Origin of the sequence: Georgenia yuyongxinii (genome assembly GCF_006352065.1) — a bacterium.
GTDB lineage: Bacteria > Actinomycetota > Actinomycetes > Actinomycetales > Actinomycetaceae > Georgenia > Georgenia yuyongxinii.
In genome coordinates, this window is the sequence record NZ_CP040915.1 from 138,393 (window position 1) to 156,616 (window position 18,224).

General features: G+C 73.9%; 9 protein-coding genes and 1 pseudogene. 6 read left to right on the forward strand and 4 right to left on the reverse strand.

Annotation, left to right across the window (positions count from 1 at the left end):
• Positions 1-104: 104 nt before the first annotated feature.
• The 3 genes and pseudogenes from FE374_RS00600 to FE374_RS19625 all read left to right on the forward strand — a co-directional run.
• Positions 105-3,368 carry a DEAD/DEAH box helicase gene (locus tag FE374_RS00600; RefSeq protein ID WP_223173601.1) on the forward strand — a complete coding sequence of 1,088 codons (3,264 nt, stop codon included), beginning with the start codon at positions 105-107 and terminating at the stop codon, positions 3,366-3,368.
• Positions 3,369-3,634: 266 nt separating this feature from the next.
• Positions 3,635-5,365, forward strand: a complete 1,731-nt coding sequence (locus FE374_RS00605) for an MDR family MFS transporter (protein WP_230978411.1) — start codon at positions 3,635-3,637, stop codon at positions 5,363-5,365.
• A gap of 42 nt (positions 5,366-5,407) precedes the next feature.
• Positions 5,408-5,707, forward strand: a pseudogene (locus FE374_RS19625) (YnfA family protein); the annotation flags it as partial.
• On the opposite strand, the gene FE374_RS00615 reads toward FE374_RS19625, so the two are convergent.
• Genes FE374_RS00615 through FE374_RS00625 form a run of 3 tightly spaced genes read right to left on the reverse strand, consistent with a single transcriptional unit; the run spans position 5,691 to position 8,960 of the window.
• Positions 5,691-6,947, reverse strand: coding sequence for an MFS transporter (locus FE374_RS00615; protein WP_139926772.1), 1,257 nt, complete (start codon positions 6,945-6,947; stop codon positions 5,691-5,693). The pseudogene FE374_RS19625 and the gene FE374_RS00615 overlap by 17 nt on opposite strands.
• 46 nt (positions 6,948-6,993) lie before the next feature.
• A complete protein-coding gene (locus FE374_RS00620) occupies positions 6,994-7,659 on the reverse strand; it encodes a response regulator transcription factor (protein ID WP_139926773.1) in 666 nt (221 codons plus the stop codon).
• Entirely contained in the window at positions 7,656-8,960 is a 1,305-nt protein-coding gene (locus FE374_RS00625; protein ID WP_168205526.1) for a sensor histidine kinase, read from the reverse strand. Before FE374_RS00625 ends, FE374_RS00620 begins: the two co-directional genes overlap by 4 nt.
• Before the next feature lie 140 nt (positions 8,961-9,100).
• On the opposite strand from FE374_RS00625, the gene FE374_RS00630 reads away from it, so the two are divergent.
• A complete protein-coding gene (locus FE374_RS00630) occupies positions 9,101-9,967 on the forward strand; it encodes a CPBP family intramembrane glutamic endopeptidase (RefSeq protein ID WP_139926775.1) in 867 nt (288 codons plus the stop codon).
• 104 nt (positions 9,968-10,071) lie between these two features.
• Here FE374_RS00630 and metH read toward each other — a convergent pair whose 3' ends face one another.
• The gene (gene metH, locus FE374_RS00635; RefSeq protein ID WP_139926776.1) at positions 10,072-13,695 is read right to left on the reverse strand and encodes a methionine synthase; all 3,624 of its coding nucleotides are present in this window, start codon (positions 13,693-13,695) and stop codon (positions 10,072-10,074) included.
• A gap of 207 nt (positions 13,696-13,902) precedes the next feature.
• Between metH and FE374_RS00640 the strand changes: the two genes are divergently transcribed.
• Together FE374_RS00640 and recC are read left to right on the forward strand one after the other, a co-directional pair.
• A complete protein-coding gene (locus FE374_RS00640; RefSeq protein WP_168205527.1) occupies positions 13,903-14,691 on the forward strand; it encodes an MBL fold metallo-hydrolase in 789 nt (262 codons plus the stop codon).
• 97 nt (positions 14,692-14,788) lie between these two features.
• Positions 14,789-18,199 carry an exodeoxyribonuclease V subunit gamma gene (recC, locus tag FE374_RS00645; protein WP_139926778.1) on the forward strand — a complete coding sequence of 1,137 codons (3,411 nt, stop codon included), beginning with the start codon at positions 14,789-14,791 and terminating at the stop codon, positions 18,197-18,199.
• Positions 18,200-18,224: the final 25 nt, after the last annotated feature.

An 18,224-nucleotide genomic window follows, 5' to 3' on the forward strand; every position in this document is an offset into this window, starting at 1 on the left:
GCGGCGGGCTCGGTCCGCCGCGAGGGTTGGGGGACGTCAAGGTCCGGGATCCCACCGGCGACGCGCGAATCGGGAATGTCGGACGGCCCGTTTACTCTTGGCGTGTGCCCGGAACCGGCGCCGCAGCGCATCTGACTGCCTGGTCGAACCTGCCCGACGAGGCGGCAATCGTCGACGCCGTCGGGCCCGAGACGTTCCGCCGCGGGGAGGCGTACGCCCGGGACGGTCGGGTCACCTGGCTCAGCAACGATGCCCGGACCGGGGTGCTCTACGCGTCGGTGGAGGGCAGCCGCCAGCGCCCCTACCAGACCCTCGTCACCGTCGGCGCCGGTCCGCTGAGCGGGCGGTGCACCTGCCCGGTGGCCGTGAACTGCAAGCACATGGCCGCCGTGCTCGTCGCGGCCCTGGAGAACCTGACAGGCCGCGGTCGCGCGGCCGCCGCCGCGCGTACGCCCGGGGTCCCGGAGTGGGAGCAGGTGTTGGCGGACGTCGTCCGCCGGCCGGCGGCCCCCGACCAGTCCGGGGTGCCGATCGGCCTGCAGGTCGAGCTCATGGATCTGGGCCCCGGCGCCCCGCGGTTGCGGCTGCGGCCGGTGCGGCCGGGCAAGCGGGACAACTGGGTGCGCACCGGGATCACCTGGCGTGACCTGCAGTACTCCTACATCGGCGGCAACCACGTGCGGGCCCACCGGGAGGCGCTGCAGGACCTGTACCGCGCACACCAGTCCCGCGGTTACTACCACTACGCCGACGAGCCGGTGTATCTCGACGAGTTCGGCCCCACCCTGTGGCACCTGCTGCGGCGGGTGGTCGACACCGGCGTCCCGCTGGTCACCGCCAAGGGCACGCCGGGGCCGGTCGCCCTCGCGGACGAGCCCGCCGAGGTCGTCCTCGACCTCGCCCGGACGGCGACGGCGGACCTCGCCGTCACGCCGGTGGTGCAGCTGGCCGGCCGGCACGGGGCCGGGCGGACCCTGACCACCGTCGGGAACCCGCCGCACGGGCTCGTGCTGGCGACCACGGGTCCGTCGGGAACCCCGACAGGGCTCCTGCTGACCCCGCTCGCCCAGGCGCTCACCCCCAAGGCCGCCGCGCTGGTCACCGCCGGCTCGCTGACCGTGCCGGCCACGGACGTCGACCGCTTCCTGCGTGAGTACTACCCCGGTCTGCGGCAGGTCATCGACGTGCGCTCGCGGGACGAGAGCGTCGAGCTGCCCGAGATCGCCCCGCCCCGGCTGACGGTCCGGGCCACTCCCACGGCAGGCCACCGCCTCACCGTCACCTGGTCCTTCCGGTACGAGGTCGACGGCCAGGCCCGGCTCGTGCCGCTGCGTGGGCCGACCGCACCGGGCCGGGACCTGGCGGTCGAGCGGCGCCTCCTGGCCGAGCTCGCCCTGCCCACGGACGTCGTCCCGCAGCTGCGCGAGCTCGACCGCGGCCAGCTCCTTCTGGTGCCCGAGGTCGAGCTGCGCGGGGTGGACGCCGCGATCTTCGTCGAGGAGATCGTGCCCGGGCTGCGCGAGCAGGGCGTCGTCGTCGACCTGGACGACGCGGTCCCCGACTACCGCCTCTCCGAGGCCGCGCCCGTCATCCGCCTCTCGGCCACGGACTCCGAGGACCGTGACTGGTTCGACCTGGGCGTCCAGGTCGAGCTCGACGGGGAGGAGGTGCCGTTCCAGGAGCTCTTCACCGCCCTCGCCCGGGGTGAGAGCCACCTGGTGCTGCGCTCCGGCACCTACTTCAGCCTGGAGCGGCCCGAGCTCGACCAGCTGCGCCGGCTCATCGAGGAGGCCCGGAACCTGCAGGACCGAGCCAGCAAGGGCCTGCGGATCAGCACCTACCAGGCGGGTCTGTGGGAGGAGCTGGCCCAGCTCGGCGTCGTGGCGGAGCAGAGCGCCCGGTGGTCGGCGACCGTGACCCGGCTGCTGGCCGGTGAGGAGGCCGAGCCGCCCGCCGTGCCGGCCGGGCTGGCGGCCCAGCTGCGCCCGTACCAGCTCGAGGGCTACCGGTGGCTGGCATACCTGTGGGACAGCGGGCTCGGCGGGATCCTTGCCGACGACATGGGCCTGGGCAAGACGCTGCAGACCCTCGCCACCATCTGCCGGGCGCGTGAGGCCGGCACGCTCACCGCCCCGGTCCTGGTGGTCGCGCCCACGTCCGTGGTGGGCAACTGGGCCGTGGAGGCCGCCCGGTTCGCCCCCGACCTGCGGGTGGCCACCGTGACCGAGACCCAGAAGAAGTCCGGCCGGCCGCTCGTCGACGACGTCGCCGGCGCAGACCTGGTCCTGACCTCCTACGCCCTGTTCCGCCTCGACAACCCCGGCTACGCCGCGCTGCCGTGGGCGGGGCTGGTGCTCGACGAGGCGCAGTTCGTCAAGAACCACCAGGCGAAGATCTACCAGTGCGCCCGCAAGCTGGCCGCCCCGTTCAAGCTCGCGATCACCGGCACCCCGCTCGAGAACAGCCTCATGGACCTGTGGTCGCTGCTCTCCATCGTCGCGCCCGGGATGTTCCCCGACCCCACGGCGTTCACCGAGACCTACCGCAAGCCCATCGAGAGCGGCGCGGACCCGGCCCGGTTGGCTACGCTCCGCCGTCGGATCCGGCCGTTCATCCGCCGCCGCACCAAGGAGCAGGTCGCCACGGACCTGCCACCCAAGCAGGAGCAGGTGCTGCGCGTCACGCTCAACCCGCGCCACCACAAGATCTACCAGACCCACCTGCAGCGTGAGCGCCGCAAGATCCTCGACCTCGTCGACGACCTGGACAAGAACCGGTTCACGATCCTGCGATCGCTCACCCTGCTGCGCCAGCTCAGCCTCGACCCCGCCCTCGTGGACGAGAAGTACGCCGGGGTGCGCTCGTCCAAGGCCGACGCGTTCCTCGAGCAGCTCCAGGAGGTGGTCGACGGCGGCCACCGCGCCCTGGTGTTCAGCCAGTTCACCGGCTTCCTGGGAACCGTCCGCGCCAGGCTCGAGGAGGAGGGCATCGAGTACGTCTACCTCGACGGCCGCACCCGGGACCGACCCGCACGGATCGCGGAGTTCAAGACCGGGCCCGCGCCGGTGTTCCTCATCAGCCTCAAGGCCGGCGGTTTCGGTCTCAACCTCACCGAGGCCGACTACTGCTTCATCCTCGACCCCTGGTGGAACCCCGCGGCCGAGGCGCAGGCGGTGGACCGCACCCACCGCATCGGCCAGGACAAGCACGTGATGGTCTACAAGATGGTCGCCGAGGACACCATCGAGGAGAAGGTCCTCGAGCTCCAGGCCCGCAAGCAGGACCTGTTCGACCGGGTGATCGACGACGGTGGCGAGCTCGCCGCACCGCTGAGCGCCGAGGAGATCCGCAACCTGCTCGCTTCCTGAGCGGACGCCGTAGCGCGGTGGTGTGTTGTCGGGTCGCCGGGTCGCCTGGGCTCGTGAGCGTCGGGGTGGCGTCGGCACGTCATGTGGCGCACGTCATGGGTTATTACCTGGGACGCGAGACCGTATCGGTCTAGCGTGGCTCCGGCCCGTGGCGCCTGGGACCAACGTCCCGAGGGTCCCGCTCGCCCACGGCGCCGGTAGTACTTCGCTCAGGCTATGCCTGAGGAAAGTCCTACCGGCCTCCCATAACTCTCGTAGGAGACCGCGTGAGCACGCCCCAGACCGCGACCGACGTCCCCGCCGACCGCGCCCCCATCGTCCTCGACCGTCGCACGGTGTGGCTGATCTTCGCGGCGCTGATGGCCAGCATGTTCCTGTCCTCGCTGGACCAGTCGATCATCAGCACCGCGATGCCCACCATCGTCGGCGAGCTCGACGGCGTGGAGCACCAGGGCTGGCTCATCACCATCTACATCCTGGCCGTGGCCGTGGTCATGCCGATGTACGGCAAGGCCGGCGACAGCTGGGGGCGGCGCTGGCCGTTCCTCATCGCGGTCGCGCTGTTCACGCTGGCCTCCGCCGGCGCGGGCTTCGCGGGCAGCTTCACCGAGCTGGTGATCTGGCGCGGCATCCAGGGCCTCGGCGGTGGCGGCCTGATGATCCTGTCCCAGGCGATCGTCGCCGACATCGTGCCCGCGCGGGAGCGCGGCAAGTACATGGGCCCGATGGGTGCGCTGTTCGGCGTCGCCGCGGTGGCCGGGCCGCTGCTCGGCGGCTGGTTCACCGACGCCCACGACTGGCGCTGGGCCTTCTGGGTCAACATCCCCGTCGGGCTCCTCGCCCTCGCCGTGGCCTGGGTGACGCTGAAGCTGCCCAGCCACCGCTCCGACAAGCGCATCGACGTCCTCGGCGCCGTCCTCATGACCCTGGGCACCTCCGGCCTCATCGTCGTCGCGACCTGGGAGAGCATGGTCGGCAGCTACGACCTCGGCGACACCCGCCTGACCGGCCTGATCCTCGGCACCGTCGTGACCTGGGGTGTGTTCGTGGCCGTGGAGCTGCGGGCCGAGGACCCGATCCTGCCGATGCGCCTGTTCCGCAACTCCGTGTTCACGCTGGCCACGGCCATCGGCCTCGTCATCGGCATGGGCATGTTCGCCGCGCTCGGCTTCCTGCCGACCTTCCTGCAGATGGCCACCGGTGTGGGTGTCACCCAGTCGGGCTTCCTCATGATCCCGATGATGGTCGGCATGATGGCCACGGCCATCGCCTCCGGCATCGCCATCACCAAGACCGGCCGCTACAAGATCTACGCCATCGCCGGCATGGGCATCGCCACGGCAACCCTCATCTGGATGACCACGATCACCGCGGACATCTCGATGCTGCAGTACTCCACGATGATCTTCGTGCTCGGCGCCGGCCTGGGCCTGGTCATGCAGACGGTCGTCCTGGCGGTGCAGAACGCCGTCGACCCGCGCGAGATCGGCACGGCCACCAGCGCGAACAACTTCTTCCGCGAGATCGGCGCGGCGCTGGGCACCGCCCTGTTCAGCTCGATCTTCACCTCCCGGCTCGTCGCCGGCCTCGAGGACGTCTTCGCCGGGGCGCCGCAGACCGGCGGGGAGGCGGCGCCGTCGTCCCTGACGCCCCAGGTGGTCCAGGCGCTCCCGACGCCTCTGAAGGAGGGCGTGGTCGACGCCTACGCCGACGCCCTCGCACCCGCGTTCTGGTACCTCGTCCCGCTGCTCGCGCTCGGCTTCGTTCTGGCCTTCTTCGTCCGGGAGATCGCCCTGTCCGACGTGGCGGGCATGGTCGCCCGCGGCGAGGCGGTCACCGAGGCCCAGGCGGCGGCCGGGACGACGGCGGAACCTGCGTCCGTGGGCAAGGCCCCTATCGCCGCCGCGGCAGCAGGCGGCACGACGGCAGAGGGCCTACCGGATGGGCCGGTTCCAGAGCTGGAGCCGGCCGCGACCGGCGTTTCCGACCGGAGCTGACGCCCGGCCTCGATCGGGACCGTCCGGTTGAGGTTCGTCAGCCTGACACTTGTCAGGTCCATCGCGTTGTTCTTGCTGGCCGCGCTCGCCGAGATCGGCGGCGCCTGGCTCATCTGGCAAGGCATACGCGAGCACCGAGGGCTGCTGTGGGTCGGCGCGGGCGTCGTCGCGCTCGGCGCCTACGGCTTCGTCGCCACCTTCCAGCCCGACCCGAACTTCGGCAGGATCCTCGCCACGTATGGCGGCATCTTCGTGGCCGGGTCACTGGCCTGGGGCATGGTGGTGGACGGCTCCCGGCCGGACCGGTACGACTACCTCGGCGCCCTCATCTGCCGGGACGGTCGCTGTTGCCGGGGCGGTCCCCGCGGCCGGCGGTCTCACGGCCTGCGGGTTCACGCCCGGGCAGCGTCTCCTCCGCCGGCAGCCACGCGGCGGCCGCCAGCAACGAGATCCCCCCGCTGACCGCGAACGCCGCGCCGTAACCCACGTGGTCCACCAGCAGCCCGGCGAGGATCGGGCCAAGGATCGCCCCGGCGTCCTGGAACATCGAGAACGTCGCCAGGACCGGCCCGCCCGAGCGCTCGTGCCCGATGACGTCCCCGACCGTGGCCTGCTGGGCCGGGCTGAGCAGGCCGGTGCCGATCCCTGCGGCGGCGGAGAGCACCAGCAGCACGGTGACGTTGCCCGCGAGGCCAAGAGCGGCGGTGAGCACCCCGCCCACGACGAGCCCGAGGAGCACCAGCGGCTTGCGGCCACGCGCGTCGGTCAGCCGGCCGGCGGGGCTCAGCGCGGCGGCGTTGCCGATGGCGAAGGCCGCCAGCGCCGCGCCCGCGGCCCACGCGCCGGCCCCCAGCGCCGCCGTCGCGAACAGCGGCACGATGGCCGTCCGCACTCCGAAGTTCGACCAGCCGTGGGCGAACGCCGAGGCCAGCGCGGCCCGGTAAGAGGGGTGGGCGGCGGCCTCGCGCAGGGTCATCGGCGGCTTCTCCACCGTCCCGGCGGGCCGGCGCAGCGTGGCTGGGCGCAGCAGCACGGCGACCACGGTCGCGGCGAGGACGAGCGCGGCGGCGTAGACGAGGAACGGCACCTGCAGGCCGGCCTCGGCCAGCAGGCCGCCGGCGAGCGGGCCGCCGATGCCGCCGATGAGGAACGCCGAGCCGTACGCGGCGGAGGCGCGTCCGCGGGCGGCGGGTGGGGCGAGCCGGATGATCAGGCCCATCGCCGAGACAGTGAACATCGTGGAGCCGATGCCGCCCAGGCCCCGGAAGATCAGCAGCTGGGCGTAGCTCTGTGCGAAGGCGGTCGCGGCGCTCGACGCGGCGACGATGAGAAGCCCGGTGAGGTAGACCGGCCGCTCGCCAAGCCTGGCGACCAGCCGCCCCCCGGCCGGCGCGAACACCAGCCGGAAGAACGCGAAGACGCTGACCACCACGGAGGAGGCCGCGACGCCCACGTCGAAGCTCTGCGCGAACTGGGGCAGCACCGGCGCGACGAGCCCGTACCCCATGGCGATCACGAACGCCGCGGCCACGAGAACCCAGATCTCCCGCGGAAGGGTGGGAGCGCGCGGGGTGGTGGTCATGACATGGCCGATTATCCCCTGCTGCGAGGCGTGCCTCCGTCCGCGCTCAGTGCGGGTGGCGGGGCGTGACGAGGCCGCTCTCGTAGGCGAGCACGATCAGCTGGGCGCGGTCGCGGGCGCCGAGCTTCATCAGCAGGCGGCTGACATGGGTCTTCACCGTGGCCGGGGTGACGTACAGCTGCGCGCCGATCTCGCTGTTGGACCAGCCGCGGGCGACCAGTGTGAGCACCTCCACCTCCCGGTCGGTCAGGCCCGTGAGCTCCGGCGCGGCGGCCACGCGCGGATCGGGACGCGCGGCGAACTCCTCGATGAGGCGGCGCACGACGCTCGGCCCGAGGAGCGCCTCGCCCGCCGCCACCGTGCGGATGCCGGCGAGCAGGTCCGCCGGCGGGGTGTCCTTCAGGAGGAAGCCGCTCGCACCGAGCCGGAGCGCCCCGAACACGTACTCGTCGAGCTCGAAGGTGGTCAGCACGAGGACGCGGGTGGTCGGTGCGTCGTCGGCCAGGATCCGGCGGGTCGCCTCGAGCCCGTCCATGACCGGCATCCGGATGTCCATGAGCACCACGTCCGGGCGTTCGCGGCGCACCAGCTCCACGGCCTCGGCGCCGTCGGCCGCCTCGCCGACCACCTCCAGGTCCGGGGCGGAGTCGACGAGGACACGGAACCCGCCGCGCACCAGGGCCTGGTCGTCGGCGACGACCACCCGGATCATCGGGGACCGCCGAGGGGCAGGTGCGCGCACACGCGGAACCCGCCGTCGGGCGTGGGGCCGGCCGTGAACGTGCCGCCGAGCACGGCCGCCCGCTCGCGCATGCCGATCAGGCCGTGCCCCGCACCACCGGCGAGTCGGTCGCCGCGTCTGCCGCCGGCGCCTTTGCGGTCGCCGCCGCCGCCGCCGCCGCCGTCGCCGTCGCCGCCGTCGCCGCCGTCGCCGCCGTCGCCGCCGTCGCCGCTGGCGCGGCTGCCGGCAATGCCGCCACCGGGAGCTGCGCCGTCGTCCGTCACCTCGATGCCCAGCTCGTTCCCGGTGTAGTCGAGCAGCACCCGGGCGTGCGTACCGCCGTGCTTGATCACGTTCGTCAGCGCCTCCTGCACGATCCGGTACGCCGAGAGGTTCACCCCAGCGGGCAGCTCGCGCGTGCCGCCGCGTACCTGCAGGCTCGCGCGGACCCCACCATCGCCCGCCGCGGCCACGAGGCGTGGCACGTCGGCCAGGCCGTAGGGCGGTTCGAGCGCGGCCTCGGCCTGTCCCTCCTGGCGGAGCACACCGAGCAGCCGGCGCATCTCCACCAGGGCGGTGCGGGTGGTGCCCTCGATGGCGGCGAGCGCCCGTTTGGCCTCCGCGGGCTGGGTGTCGATGACGTGGTGCCCCATGCCGGCCTGCACGGCGATCACGCTCATCGCGTGGGCGACGTTGTCGTGCAGCTCGCGCGCGATGCGCAGCCGCTCCGCGGTCACCGCTCGCTTGTCCCGCTCCTCCCGCTCCCGTTCGAGCAGCAGGGCGCGCTCCTGCAGCGCGGCCACACGCCCGCGGCGCAACCGCCAGTTCTCCCCCAGCAGCCACGCGACCACGGTCGTCAGCAGGGTGGCGACCCAGGCGGACACGTCGGTCACCTCCGCCGGCTGCACGGCCAGCGAGACCGCCAGTGCCGCCGCCGAGGCGCCGAACACGACGAGCGACCGCCGCCGGTCGGCGTGCAGCGCCACGCCCAGCACGAGGACGAAGACGCTGAGCCCGGGGTAGGCGGCGTAGTGCCGCAGCGAGTAGACGATCAGCGCCGCCAGCACGGTCCCCGCCGCCACGAGCGGCAGCCGCCGGTGCAGCACGTACGGCACTGTCAGCAGGGCCGCGAGCACGACGGCGAGAACGTCACCTGGACGCTGCCCGGGCACCGGTACCCGGCCGGCCTGGTCCAGCAGCAGCCAGGCCAGCAGCGCGAGCGCGACGGCGCCGTCGGCCACCCGCGGGTCGATGACCCGGCGGGGACGGCGCGAGGCAGCGGTGCCGGCCACGGCACCACGGTAGGCACTCGCGCCGCCGGCCGCGTCGGCCGTGAGGCGTACGTCGCTGGTCGGGGGCGGAACCGGCCGCACGGCCGACGACGGCGCCACATGCGCGGCGGAGGCTGGAGGCACCTACCGAAGGAGCTGCCATGAACACCCTCCGTACCGCGAGCCCGGTGACCCGGACGGTCGCCGCGCACCCGGTGGCCTCCGCGGCCACCGCCCTCGTCGGCCTCACCTGGGTCACCCACCTCGGCGCCCTCGCCGCCGGGCTGCCCCCCGAGGCGGCCCTGCTTGTCCAGCTGCTGCTGTTCGTGGTGGTACCCGTCGGGGCTGCCGCCGTGATCGGCGGCCGGGCCGAGGTGCGGCGGCTGCTCGCCGGACTGCTGCGCTGGCGCATCGGGGTCGGCTGGTGGCTGGTCGTGCTGGTGGCCCTGCCGGTCCTCACCGCCGCCGTGGCTCTGGCCACCGGCACCTACACCGGCCCGGCCGACGGGTGGACCACCGAGATCGTCCGTTACCTCGTCCTCGGGGTGCTGGTCCTGGGCGTGCTGGGCAACCTGGCCGAGGAGACCGCCTGGGGCGGGTTCGTCCAGCGCCGGCTGATGGACCGGCACGGGTTCTTCGCCGGGTCGCTGCTGGCCGCTGTGCCCTTCGCGCTCATCCACCTGCCGCTCGCGTTCGACGAGCACGGTCTGACCGGCACCAGCTGGCGGGACGTGGCGGTCACCTGGGCCGTCCTGTTCGCGGTTGCCCCGGTGATGCGGCTCCTGCTCGGCTCGGTCTTCCTCGGCACCGGTGGCAGCATCCTCGCGATCGGCCTGCTGCACGCCTCGTTCAACGCCTCCGGGAACCTGTCCGTCCTCGGGGGCGGCTGGTGGCAGAACGCCGTCGCCCTCGTGGTCCTCACCGTGGTGGTCCTGGCTGTCCGACGGGTCCGGGGAGTCCGGGATCACGAGGACGACCAGACGGCCCGTGAGCGCGTCGCCACCGGACAGGCCGTCACGGCGCGGTGAGCTACCTCAACTGATGCGAACGACAACCGATACGGACGACGGCGCTGCTGCGCCGTCGTCCGTCGCCGCACGCGAGGTGGCCCCCGGTGGCAATGGGAACCGCCTCAGGGCGTGTAGCCGAGGTTGGGCCCAAGCCACGTCTCGGCCTCGGTCACCGTCCAGCCCTTGCGGGCCGCGTAGTCGGCCACCTGGTCCCGGCCGAGCTTGCCGACGGCGAAGTACCGCGCGTCCGGGTGCCCGAGAATCAGGCCGGACACCGCCGAGGTCGGGGTCATCGCGCAGGAGTCGGTCAGCGCCAGACCCGTCGCGCCGGCATCGAGCAGCCGGAACAGGGTGCGCTTCTCGGTGTGGTCGGGCTGGGCCGGGTAGCCGGGTGCGGGGCGGATGCCGGGGTAGCGCTCCTTGACCAGGTCCGCCACGCTGAGCGCCTCGTCGGGGGCGTAGCCCCACAGGTCGGTACGCACGTACCGGTGCGCCCACTCGGCGAAGGCCTCGGCGAGCCGGTCGGCCAGGGCCTGGGCGAGGATCGCCGAGTAGTCGTCGTGCTCGGCCCGGAACGCGGCGGCCAGCTCGTCGGCGCCGTGGACGGCGACGGCGAAGCCGCCCAGGTGGTCACCGGCCGGGGCGACGAAGTCCGCCAGGGCCGCGTACCCGCCACCTTGCCGCAGCTTCTGCTGGCGCAGCGTGTGGAACCGGGTCTCGCCGTCGGATGCCTGGACGACGATGTCGTCGTTGCCGTCGCGGTGGGCCGCCCACAGGGCGACGACCCCTCGAGCGGTGAACAGTCCCTCGTCCACGACCCGGCGCAGCAGCGCCTGCCCGTCTGCGAGGAGCTGACGGGCCTGCTCCCCCTGGCGCGGGTCGTCGAGGATCTTGGGGTAGGTGCCGCGCAGCTCCCAGGCGGAGAAGAACGGCGTCCAGTCGATGAGGTCCACGAGCTCGGCGAGGCCCGGCTCGAGCAGGTGCCGGCCCACGCTCCGGGGGGCCAGCTGCCCGGGGGCGTCGACGACGCGGGAGTCGGCCCGAGCAGCGGCGATGCTGACCAGCTCGACCTTCTTGGCGCCGTGCCGCTCGCGCAGCTCGGCGTACTCCGCGCGCACCCGGGCGGCGATGACGTCCTCGCGGGCGATGACGTCGCCCGCGACGCCGACCGCGCGGCTGGCGTCGACCACGTGGACCACGGTGGCGGGGTAGGCAGGGTCGATCTTGACGGCGGTGTGCGCGGCGGACGTGGTGGCCCCGCCGATGAGCAGCGGGGTGGTCAGCCCGCGGCGGGTCATCTCGGTGGCCACGGCGACCATCTCGTCCAGGCTCGGGGTGATGAGCCCGGACAGGCCGATGATGTCCGCGTCGAGCTCGGCGGCGGTGTCGAGGATCTTCTCGGCCGGAACCATGACGCCGAGGTCGGTCACGTCGTAGCCGTTGCAGGCGAGGACCACCCCGACGATGTTCTTGCCGATGTCGTGCACGTCGCCCTTGACGGTGGCCAGCACCACCCGGCCCTTGGTGCGGGTGCCCGCGGCGGCCGCGGCCTCGAGGTAGGGGGTCAGGTGCGCGACGGCCTTCTTCATCACCCGGGCCGACTTGACCACCTGGGGGAGGAACATCTTGCCCGCCCCGAACAGGTCACCGACGACGTCCATGCCGTCCATGAGGGGGCCCTCGATGACGGCCAGCGCGGAGCCCAGCTCCTGGTAGGCCTCCTCGGCGTCCGCGACGGCGTGGTCTGAGATGCCCTGGACCAGGGCGTGCCGCAGCCGGTCGGCCACGGGGGCCTGGCGCCAGGCGTTGCGGGCCGCTGCGCCGTCGCCGGCCTCCCGGGCCTGGCCCTTGTAGCTCTCCGCCAGGGTGATGAGCCGGTCGGTGGCGTCCTCGCGGCGGGCGAGGATGACGTCCTCGACCGCCTCGCGCAGGGTGGGGTCGATGTCCTCGTAGACGCCGAGCATCCCGGCGTTGACGATGCCCATGTCCAGGCCGGCGCGGATGGCGTGGAACAGGAAGACGGTGTGCATCGCCTCGCGGACGGTGTTGTTGCCACGGAAGCTGAAGGACACGTTGCTGATCCCGCCGCTGACCAGGGCGCCGGGCAGGTTCGCCTTGATCCACCGGGTGGCCTCGATGAAGTCCAGGGCGTACCGGTCGTGCTCGCTCATGCCGGTGGCCACGGTGAGCACGTTGGGGTCGAAGATGATGTCCTGCGGCGCGAGGCCGGCCCGCTCGGTGAGCAGCCGGTAGGCCCGCGCGCAGACCTCCGTGCGCCGCTCGAACGTGTCCGCCTGGCCCGTCTCGTCGAAGGCCATGACGACGACGGCGGCGCCGTGACGGCGGACGATGCCGGCGCGCCGGAGGAACTCCTCCTCGCCGTCCTTGAGGGAGATGGAGTTGACCACGCCGCGGCCCTGCAGGCACCGCAGCCCGGCCTCGAGCACGCCCCACCGGGAGGAGTCCACCATCACCGGCACGCGGGAGATGTCCGGCTCGCCGGCCAGCAGGTTGAGGAAGTGCGTCATGGCGGCGACGCCGTCGAGCATGCCCTCGTCGAGGTTGACGTCGATGAGCTGCGCGCCGGCCTCCACCTGCTGCCGGGCGATCTGCACGGCCAGGCCCCAGTCGCCGTCCATGACGGCGGCCTTGAACCTCGGCGAGCCGGTGACGTTGGCGCGCTCGCCGATGTTGACGAAGTTGCGCTCCGGGGTGACCGTGAACGGCTCCAGCCCGGACAGGCGCAGGTGGTGCGGGACGGTGGCTGGGGTGCGCGGGCGGGTGCCGGCCACCGCGGCGGCGATCGCGGCGATGTGCTCGGGGGTGGTCCCGCAGCAGCCGCCGACGATGTTGACCAGGCCCTCGCGGGCGAAGTCGCCCAGGGTGGCGGCCATCTGCTCGGGCGTCTCGTCGTACCCGCCGAACGCGTTGGGCAGCCCGGCGTTGGGGTGGACGGAGACGAGCCGGCCGGTGGCGCCGGCGATCTCGCGCAGGTGGGGGCGCATGGCTTCCGGGCCGAGCGCGCAGTTGAGGCCGACCGAGAGCAGGTCGGCGTGCTCGGTGGAGATGACGAACGCCTCGGGCGTCTGGCCGGACAGGGTGCGCCCGGACGCGTCGGTGATGGTGCCCGAGAGCATCACCGGGACCGTCCGGCCCAGCTCGGCGCCCACCTGCTCGACGGCGTGCAGCGCCGCCTTGGCGTTGAGGGTGTCGAAGACGGTCTCGATGAGGATGAGGTCCGCGCCCCCGTCGAGCAGGGCGCTGGCCTGCTCGGCGTAGGCGTCCAGGAGGTCGGTGTAGGTGACGGCGCGGTACTCGGGCCGGTCCACGTCGGGGGAGAGGGACGCGGTGCGGTTGGTGGGGCCCATGGCGCCGGCGACCCAGCGTGGGAGACCGTCGGCGGCGGTGAGCTCGTCGGCCACCTCCCGGGCCAGGGCGGCCGCGGCACGGTTGAGCGCCGGCACGAGCGCCTGGGTGCCGTAGTCGGCCTGCGCGATGGTGGTGGAGGTGAACGTGTTGGTGGTGGCGATGTCGGCGCCGGCGTCGAAGTAGGCGCGGTGCACCTGCCGGACGAGGTCGGGCCGGGTCAGCTGGAGGAGGTCGAAGTTGCCCTGGTAGGACCGGTCCGGGTCGGCGCCGTCGAAGCGGAAGTCCGCCTCGGTGAGCTCGAAGCCCTGGAACATGGTGCCCCAGGCGCCGTCGAGCACGAGGATGCGCTCGCGGGCGAGGTCGCGCAGGTCGGGCAAGGGGGCACCTCAGGCTAGAACGTGGACGGGGATGGGCTCGGCCACGAGGATATGGCGGGTGGGCCCACCGAGGCCGGGGGTCCGCACGGTGGCCGGGTTGTCCTGGTCCGGGGACCGGTTGCCCGAGTCGTGAGACGCTGCCCGCCGGAGCTTGCCCGGACCCTGGCCCATGAGACCCGGACCCTGGCCCATGAGAAGGGAGAGCCGGTGACGGCCGATGCCACGCTCGAGCAGGTGGCCGACGGCGTCCTCGTCGTGACCCACCCGTTCTGCACCACGACCACCACCGTGGTCCTCGGCGACGACGGCGGGTGCCTGGTGGTCGATCCGGCCGTCACGGCCGCCGAGATCGACGCGCTCGCCGCCGAGCTGGCGCGCCGCGGCCTGCGCGTGGTCGCGGGATTCTCGACGCACCCGCACTGGGACCACCTGCTCTGGCGAGACGCCCTCGGGGACGCGCCGCGCCATGCCACCGCCGTCGCTGCCAGGACCGCCGAGGAGCGGCTGGCCGAGAACCAGGGCAAGGCTGGCGAGGCCCTGGCTGGGGTCGACGGCGGCCCGCTCGGCGGGGTGACCGCGCTCGTGGGGGAGGTCCTGGCCTGGGCGGGACCGCGGGTGGAGGTCGTGGAGCACGGGGCGCATGCGCCAGGTCACGCCGCGCTTGTTCTTCCCGACGCTCGGGTGCTGATCGCCGGGGACATGCTCTCCGACGTCGAGGTCCCGCTGCCGGACCACCGCGCGGCGGACCCGCTCGGCGACTACGACCGGGCCCTTGATCGGTTCGCCGCGCTCGCGGACGGGGTCGACGTGGTGGTGCCCGGGCACGGCACGGTGGGGGACCGGGACGAGCTGGATCGGCGGATCGCCGCGGACCGGCGCTACCTCGAGCACGTGCGGGCGGGCCGGGCGGTGCACGACCTCCGGCTCGTCGACGGGCCGGACTGGCTGCGCCGTGAGCACGAAGAGCTGGTGGCGCTGGTGGGTGGGGCGGGCTGACCGTGGTGCCCGTGAGGGGGCCTCCGCGCGGGCACGGGCCGGCATGTCGGTGGTGCGTCATAGGGTGGCGAACAGCCGACCGAGGGAGGACGACGCCGTGCTTCACCTGCACCGCTCGGAGCGCGCCGACGCGCTCGTGCCGCCGCTCGCCGCCGTGCTCGCCGACCCGCCCGACGACCCCTTCACACCCGACGTCGTCGCCGTTCCCACCCGCGGCGTCGAGCGCTGGCTCGCCCAGCGGCTCTCGCACCACCTCGGCGCCGGGCCCGACGGCGAGCCCGGCGTCTGCGCCAACGTCACCTTCGCCGCCCCCCACCGGCTGGTCGGCGACGTGCTCGCCGCCGCGGCGCATCGCGACGCGGACGACGACCCTTGGCAGGCCGAGCGCCTCACCTGGCCGCTCCTGGAGGTGATCGACGACGTCCTCGGGGAGAGCTGGGCCGCGCCGCTCGCGCGATACCTCGGCGGCGACGAGGACGAGGTCCGGCGTGGTCGACGCCTTGGCCTGGCACGGCACGTCGCCCGGCTGTTCGCCGCCTACGCCTCCCAGCGGCCCGCCCTCACCGACGCCTGGGCACGCGGATTGGACGAAGACGGTGCCGGCGCGCCCGTCCCGGCCGACCTCGCCTGGCAGCCCGTGCTCTGGCGCCGTCTCCGGGACCGGGTCGGCGTGCCGAGCCCCGGTGAGCACCTTGCCGAGGCCCTCGCGGCCCTCCAGGCGAGCCCCGACGCCGTCGACCTGCCTGCACGGCTCTCGGTGTTCGGGCCCACCCGCCTGCCCGAGGACCAGCTCCGCGTGCTCACCACGCTGGCGGCACACCGCGACGTGCACCTGTGGCTCCCGCATCCCTCGCCCGTGCTGTGGGACCAAATCGCAGCGGCAGGCCCGGCCCCCTCGCGCCGTCGACGCGACCAGGCCGCCCTCGCCGGCCACCCGATGTTGGCCTCCATGGCCCGGGACGCCACCGAGCTGCAGCGCCGCCTCGGCGCGACGGCCACCTCGACCGGGCCCGGCACCGGCCCGGGGGCTGACGCCGCCGAAACCGTGCCGCCCGCCGTCACCCACCACCCGGCGCCCGCGCCGGCCGCCACCCTCCTCGGCGCCCTCCAGCAGCGCCTGCGTGACGACGACCCTTCCGCCGCGCGGCAGGCCCTCGCCCCCGGCGACCGGACCGTCCAGGTGCACGCCTGCCACGGGCGCACCCGCCAGGTCGAGGTGCTCCGTGAGGTCCTGGCGGGCCTGTTCGCCGACGACCCCACGCTCGAACCGCGCGACGTCATCGTCATGAGCCCCGACATCGAGTCGGTCGCCCCTCTGGTCACTGCCACCTTCGGGCTGGTCGCCGAGGAGGCCGAGCACCACGGCAAGGTCCACCCGGGCCAGACCCTGCGGGTACGCCTCGCCGACCGCTCACCCGGCCGGATCAACCCCGTGCTCGGCGTCCTCAGCTCCCTGCTGACCCTCGCCGACGGCCGCGTCACCGCCTCGGAGGTGCTCGACCTGGCCGCCACCGAGCCCGTCCGCCGCCGGTTCCGCCTCGACGGCGACGACCTCGACCGCATCCGCGACTGGTCCGTCGCCGCCGGCGTGCACTGGGGCGAGGACCTGGGTCGCCGCGCCCGGTTCGGGCTGCCCGAGCTGCGCCAGGGCACCTGGGACGTCGCCCTGGACCGCATCCTGCTCGGCGCCGCCATGGCCGAGGAGGACCACCGCTACGTGGGCCCCGCCCTGCCCATGGACGACGTCGACTCCACCGACATCGACCTCGCCGGGCGCCTCACCGAGCTCCTCGACCGGCTCACCGACGTCCTCGACACCCTCGACGGGGTCCGGCCCCTCGCCGTGTGGCTCGACGCCCTCGACCGCGCGGTCACCCTGCTCACCGACACCACGCCCACGGACGCCTGGCAGGTGGTCCAGGCCCGCCGCGTGCTCGCCGGCGTCCGCGCCGGCGGCCAGCACCACGCGGACGTCCCGCTGCGCCTGCCGGACGTGCGAGCCCTGCTCGCCGACCGCCTCGCGGGCCGGCCCACCCGCACGGGCTTCCGCACCGGCGCGCTGACCATGTGCTCACTCGAGCCCATGCGCGCCGTCCCGCACCGGGTGGTCTGCCTCCTCGGCGTCGACGACGGCGCCTTCCCTCGCGGCACCTCCGCCGACGGCGACAACGTCCTTCTCCGCGATCCCCTCCTGGGCGAGCGCGACCGGCGCAGCGAGGATCGCCAGCTCTTCCTCGACGCCGTCACCGCCGCCGGCGAGCACCTCGTGGTCCTCTACACCGGCGCCGATGAGCGCACGGGCGCCACCCGGCCGCCCGCCGTCCCCGTCGGAGAGCTGCTCGACGCCCTCGACGCCGCCGCCGCCACCGTGGACGGCCGTCCGGTCCGTGACCACGTCCTGGTCCGCCACCCCCTGCAGGTGGTGGACGAGCGCAACTTCGCCGCCGGGGCCCTCGGCCGGCCCGGCCCGTTCAGCTTCGACGCCGTCGCCCACCGGGCCGCGCAGGCGGGCCGCGGCCCCCGGACCGGCACGACGGCGTTCCTCACCGAGCCGCTGCCGGCCCTGGATGCGCCGCTCGGCGTCGACCTGGACGACCTCGTCGCCATGCTCGAGCATCCGGTCAAGTGGTTCCTGCGCCGCCGCCTGCAGCTGTCTCTCGCCGGGGACGTCGCCGAGGTCGAGGACCGGCTGCCGCTCGCGCTGGACCCGCTGGCCACCTGGCAGATCGGCGACCGGCTGCTCGCCGCCCGGCTCGCCGGCGTCGACCAGCGTCAGGCAGTCAACGCCGAGTGGCGTCGCGGCGAGGTCCCGCCCCGTGAGCTCGGCCGCACCACGCTCCTGGACGTCGACACCCGGGTCGCGCCCATCGCCGACGCCGCGCGGCGCTTCGCCGTCGGCCCGGCCACCGCCGTCGACGCCACCGTGCGGCTTCCCGCCGGGCTCGACATGACCGGCACCGTGCCCGGGGTCCACGAGACCACGGTGGTCCGCACGGTCTTCTCCCGGCTCGCCCCCAAGCACCGGCTGCGCGCCTGGGTCCAGGTGCTCGCCCTCGCCGCCGCGCATCCCGGCCGGGACTGGCAGGCGGCCACCATCGGCCGGCCACGGCACAACCGGCCGGGCGCGGTCGTCTCCCGGCTCACCGCGCCGCCCCAGGCCGAGGCGCGCGAGCTCCTCGACCAGCTCGTCCACCTACGGTCCCTCGCCGCGCGGGAGCCCCTGCCGATGCCGGTGCCGGTCTCGTGCGCCTACGCCACCAGCAGGTACGGCGGCGACTCCGAGGCGATGGCCCTGGAGAACGCCACCCGCGAGTGGAACGGCGGCTTCGACCGCACCGACGAGCATCACGTCCTGTGCTGGGGCGACGGGGCGTCGCTGACCGACGTCTTCGGCACCGCGACCGCGGCCGAGCAGGCCTGGTGGCCGCAGGACCGTACCCGCCTGGGCGTCCTGGCCCGCCGGGTGTGGGAGCCGCTGCTCGCCCACGAGGAGACGGAGCTGCCATGACCCCACGCAGCGGCGCCCCCCTTCC

Bases quoted from the DNA above. Each gene is read 5' to 3' on its own strand.
- FE374_RS00615 (WP_139926772.1), bottom strand. From the start codon at position 6,947: ATGACCACCACCCCGCGCGCTCCCACCCTTCCGCGGGAGATCTGGGTT.
- FE374_RS00620 (WP_139926773.1), bottom strand. From the start codon at position 7,659: ATGATCCGGGTGGTCGTCGCCGACGACCAGGCCCTGGTGCGCGGCGGG.
- FE374_RS00630 (WP_139926775.1), top strand. From the start codon at position 9,101: ATGAACACCCTCCGTACCGCGAGCCCGGTGACCCGGACGGTCGCCGCG.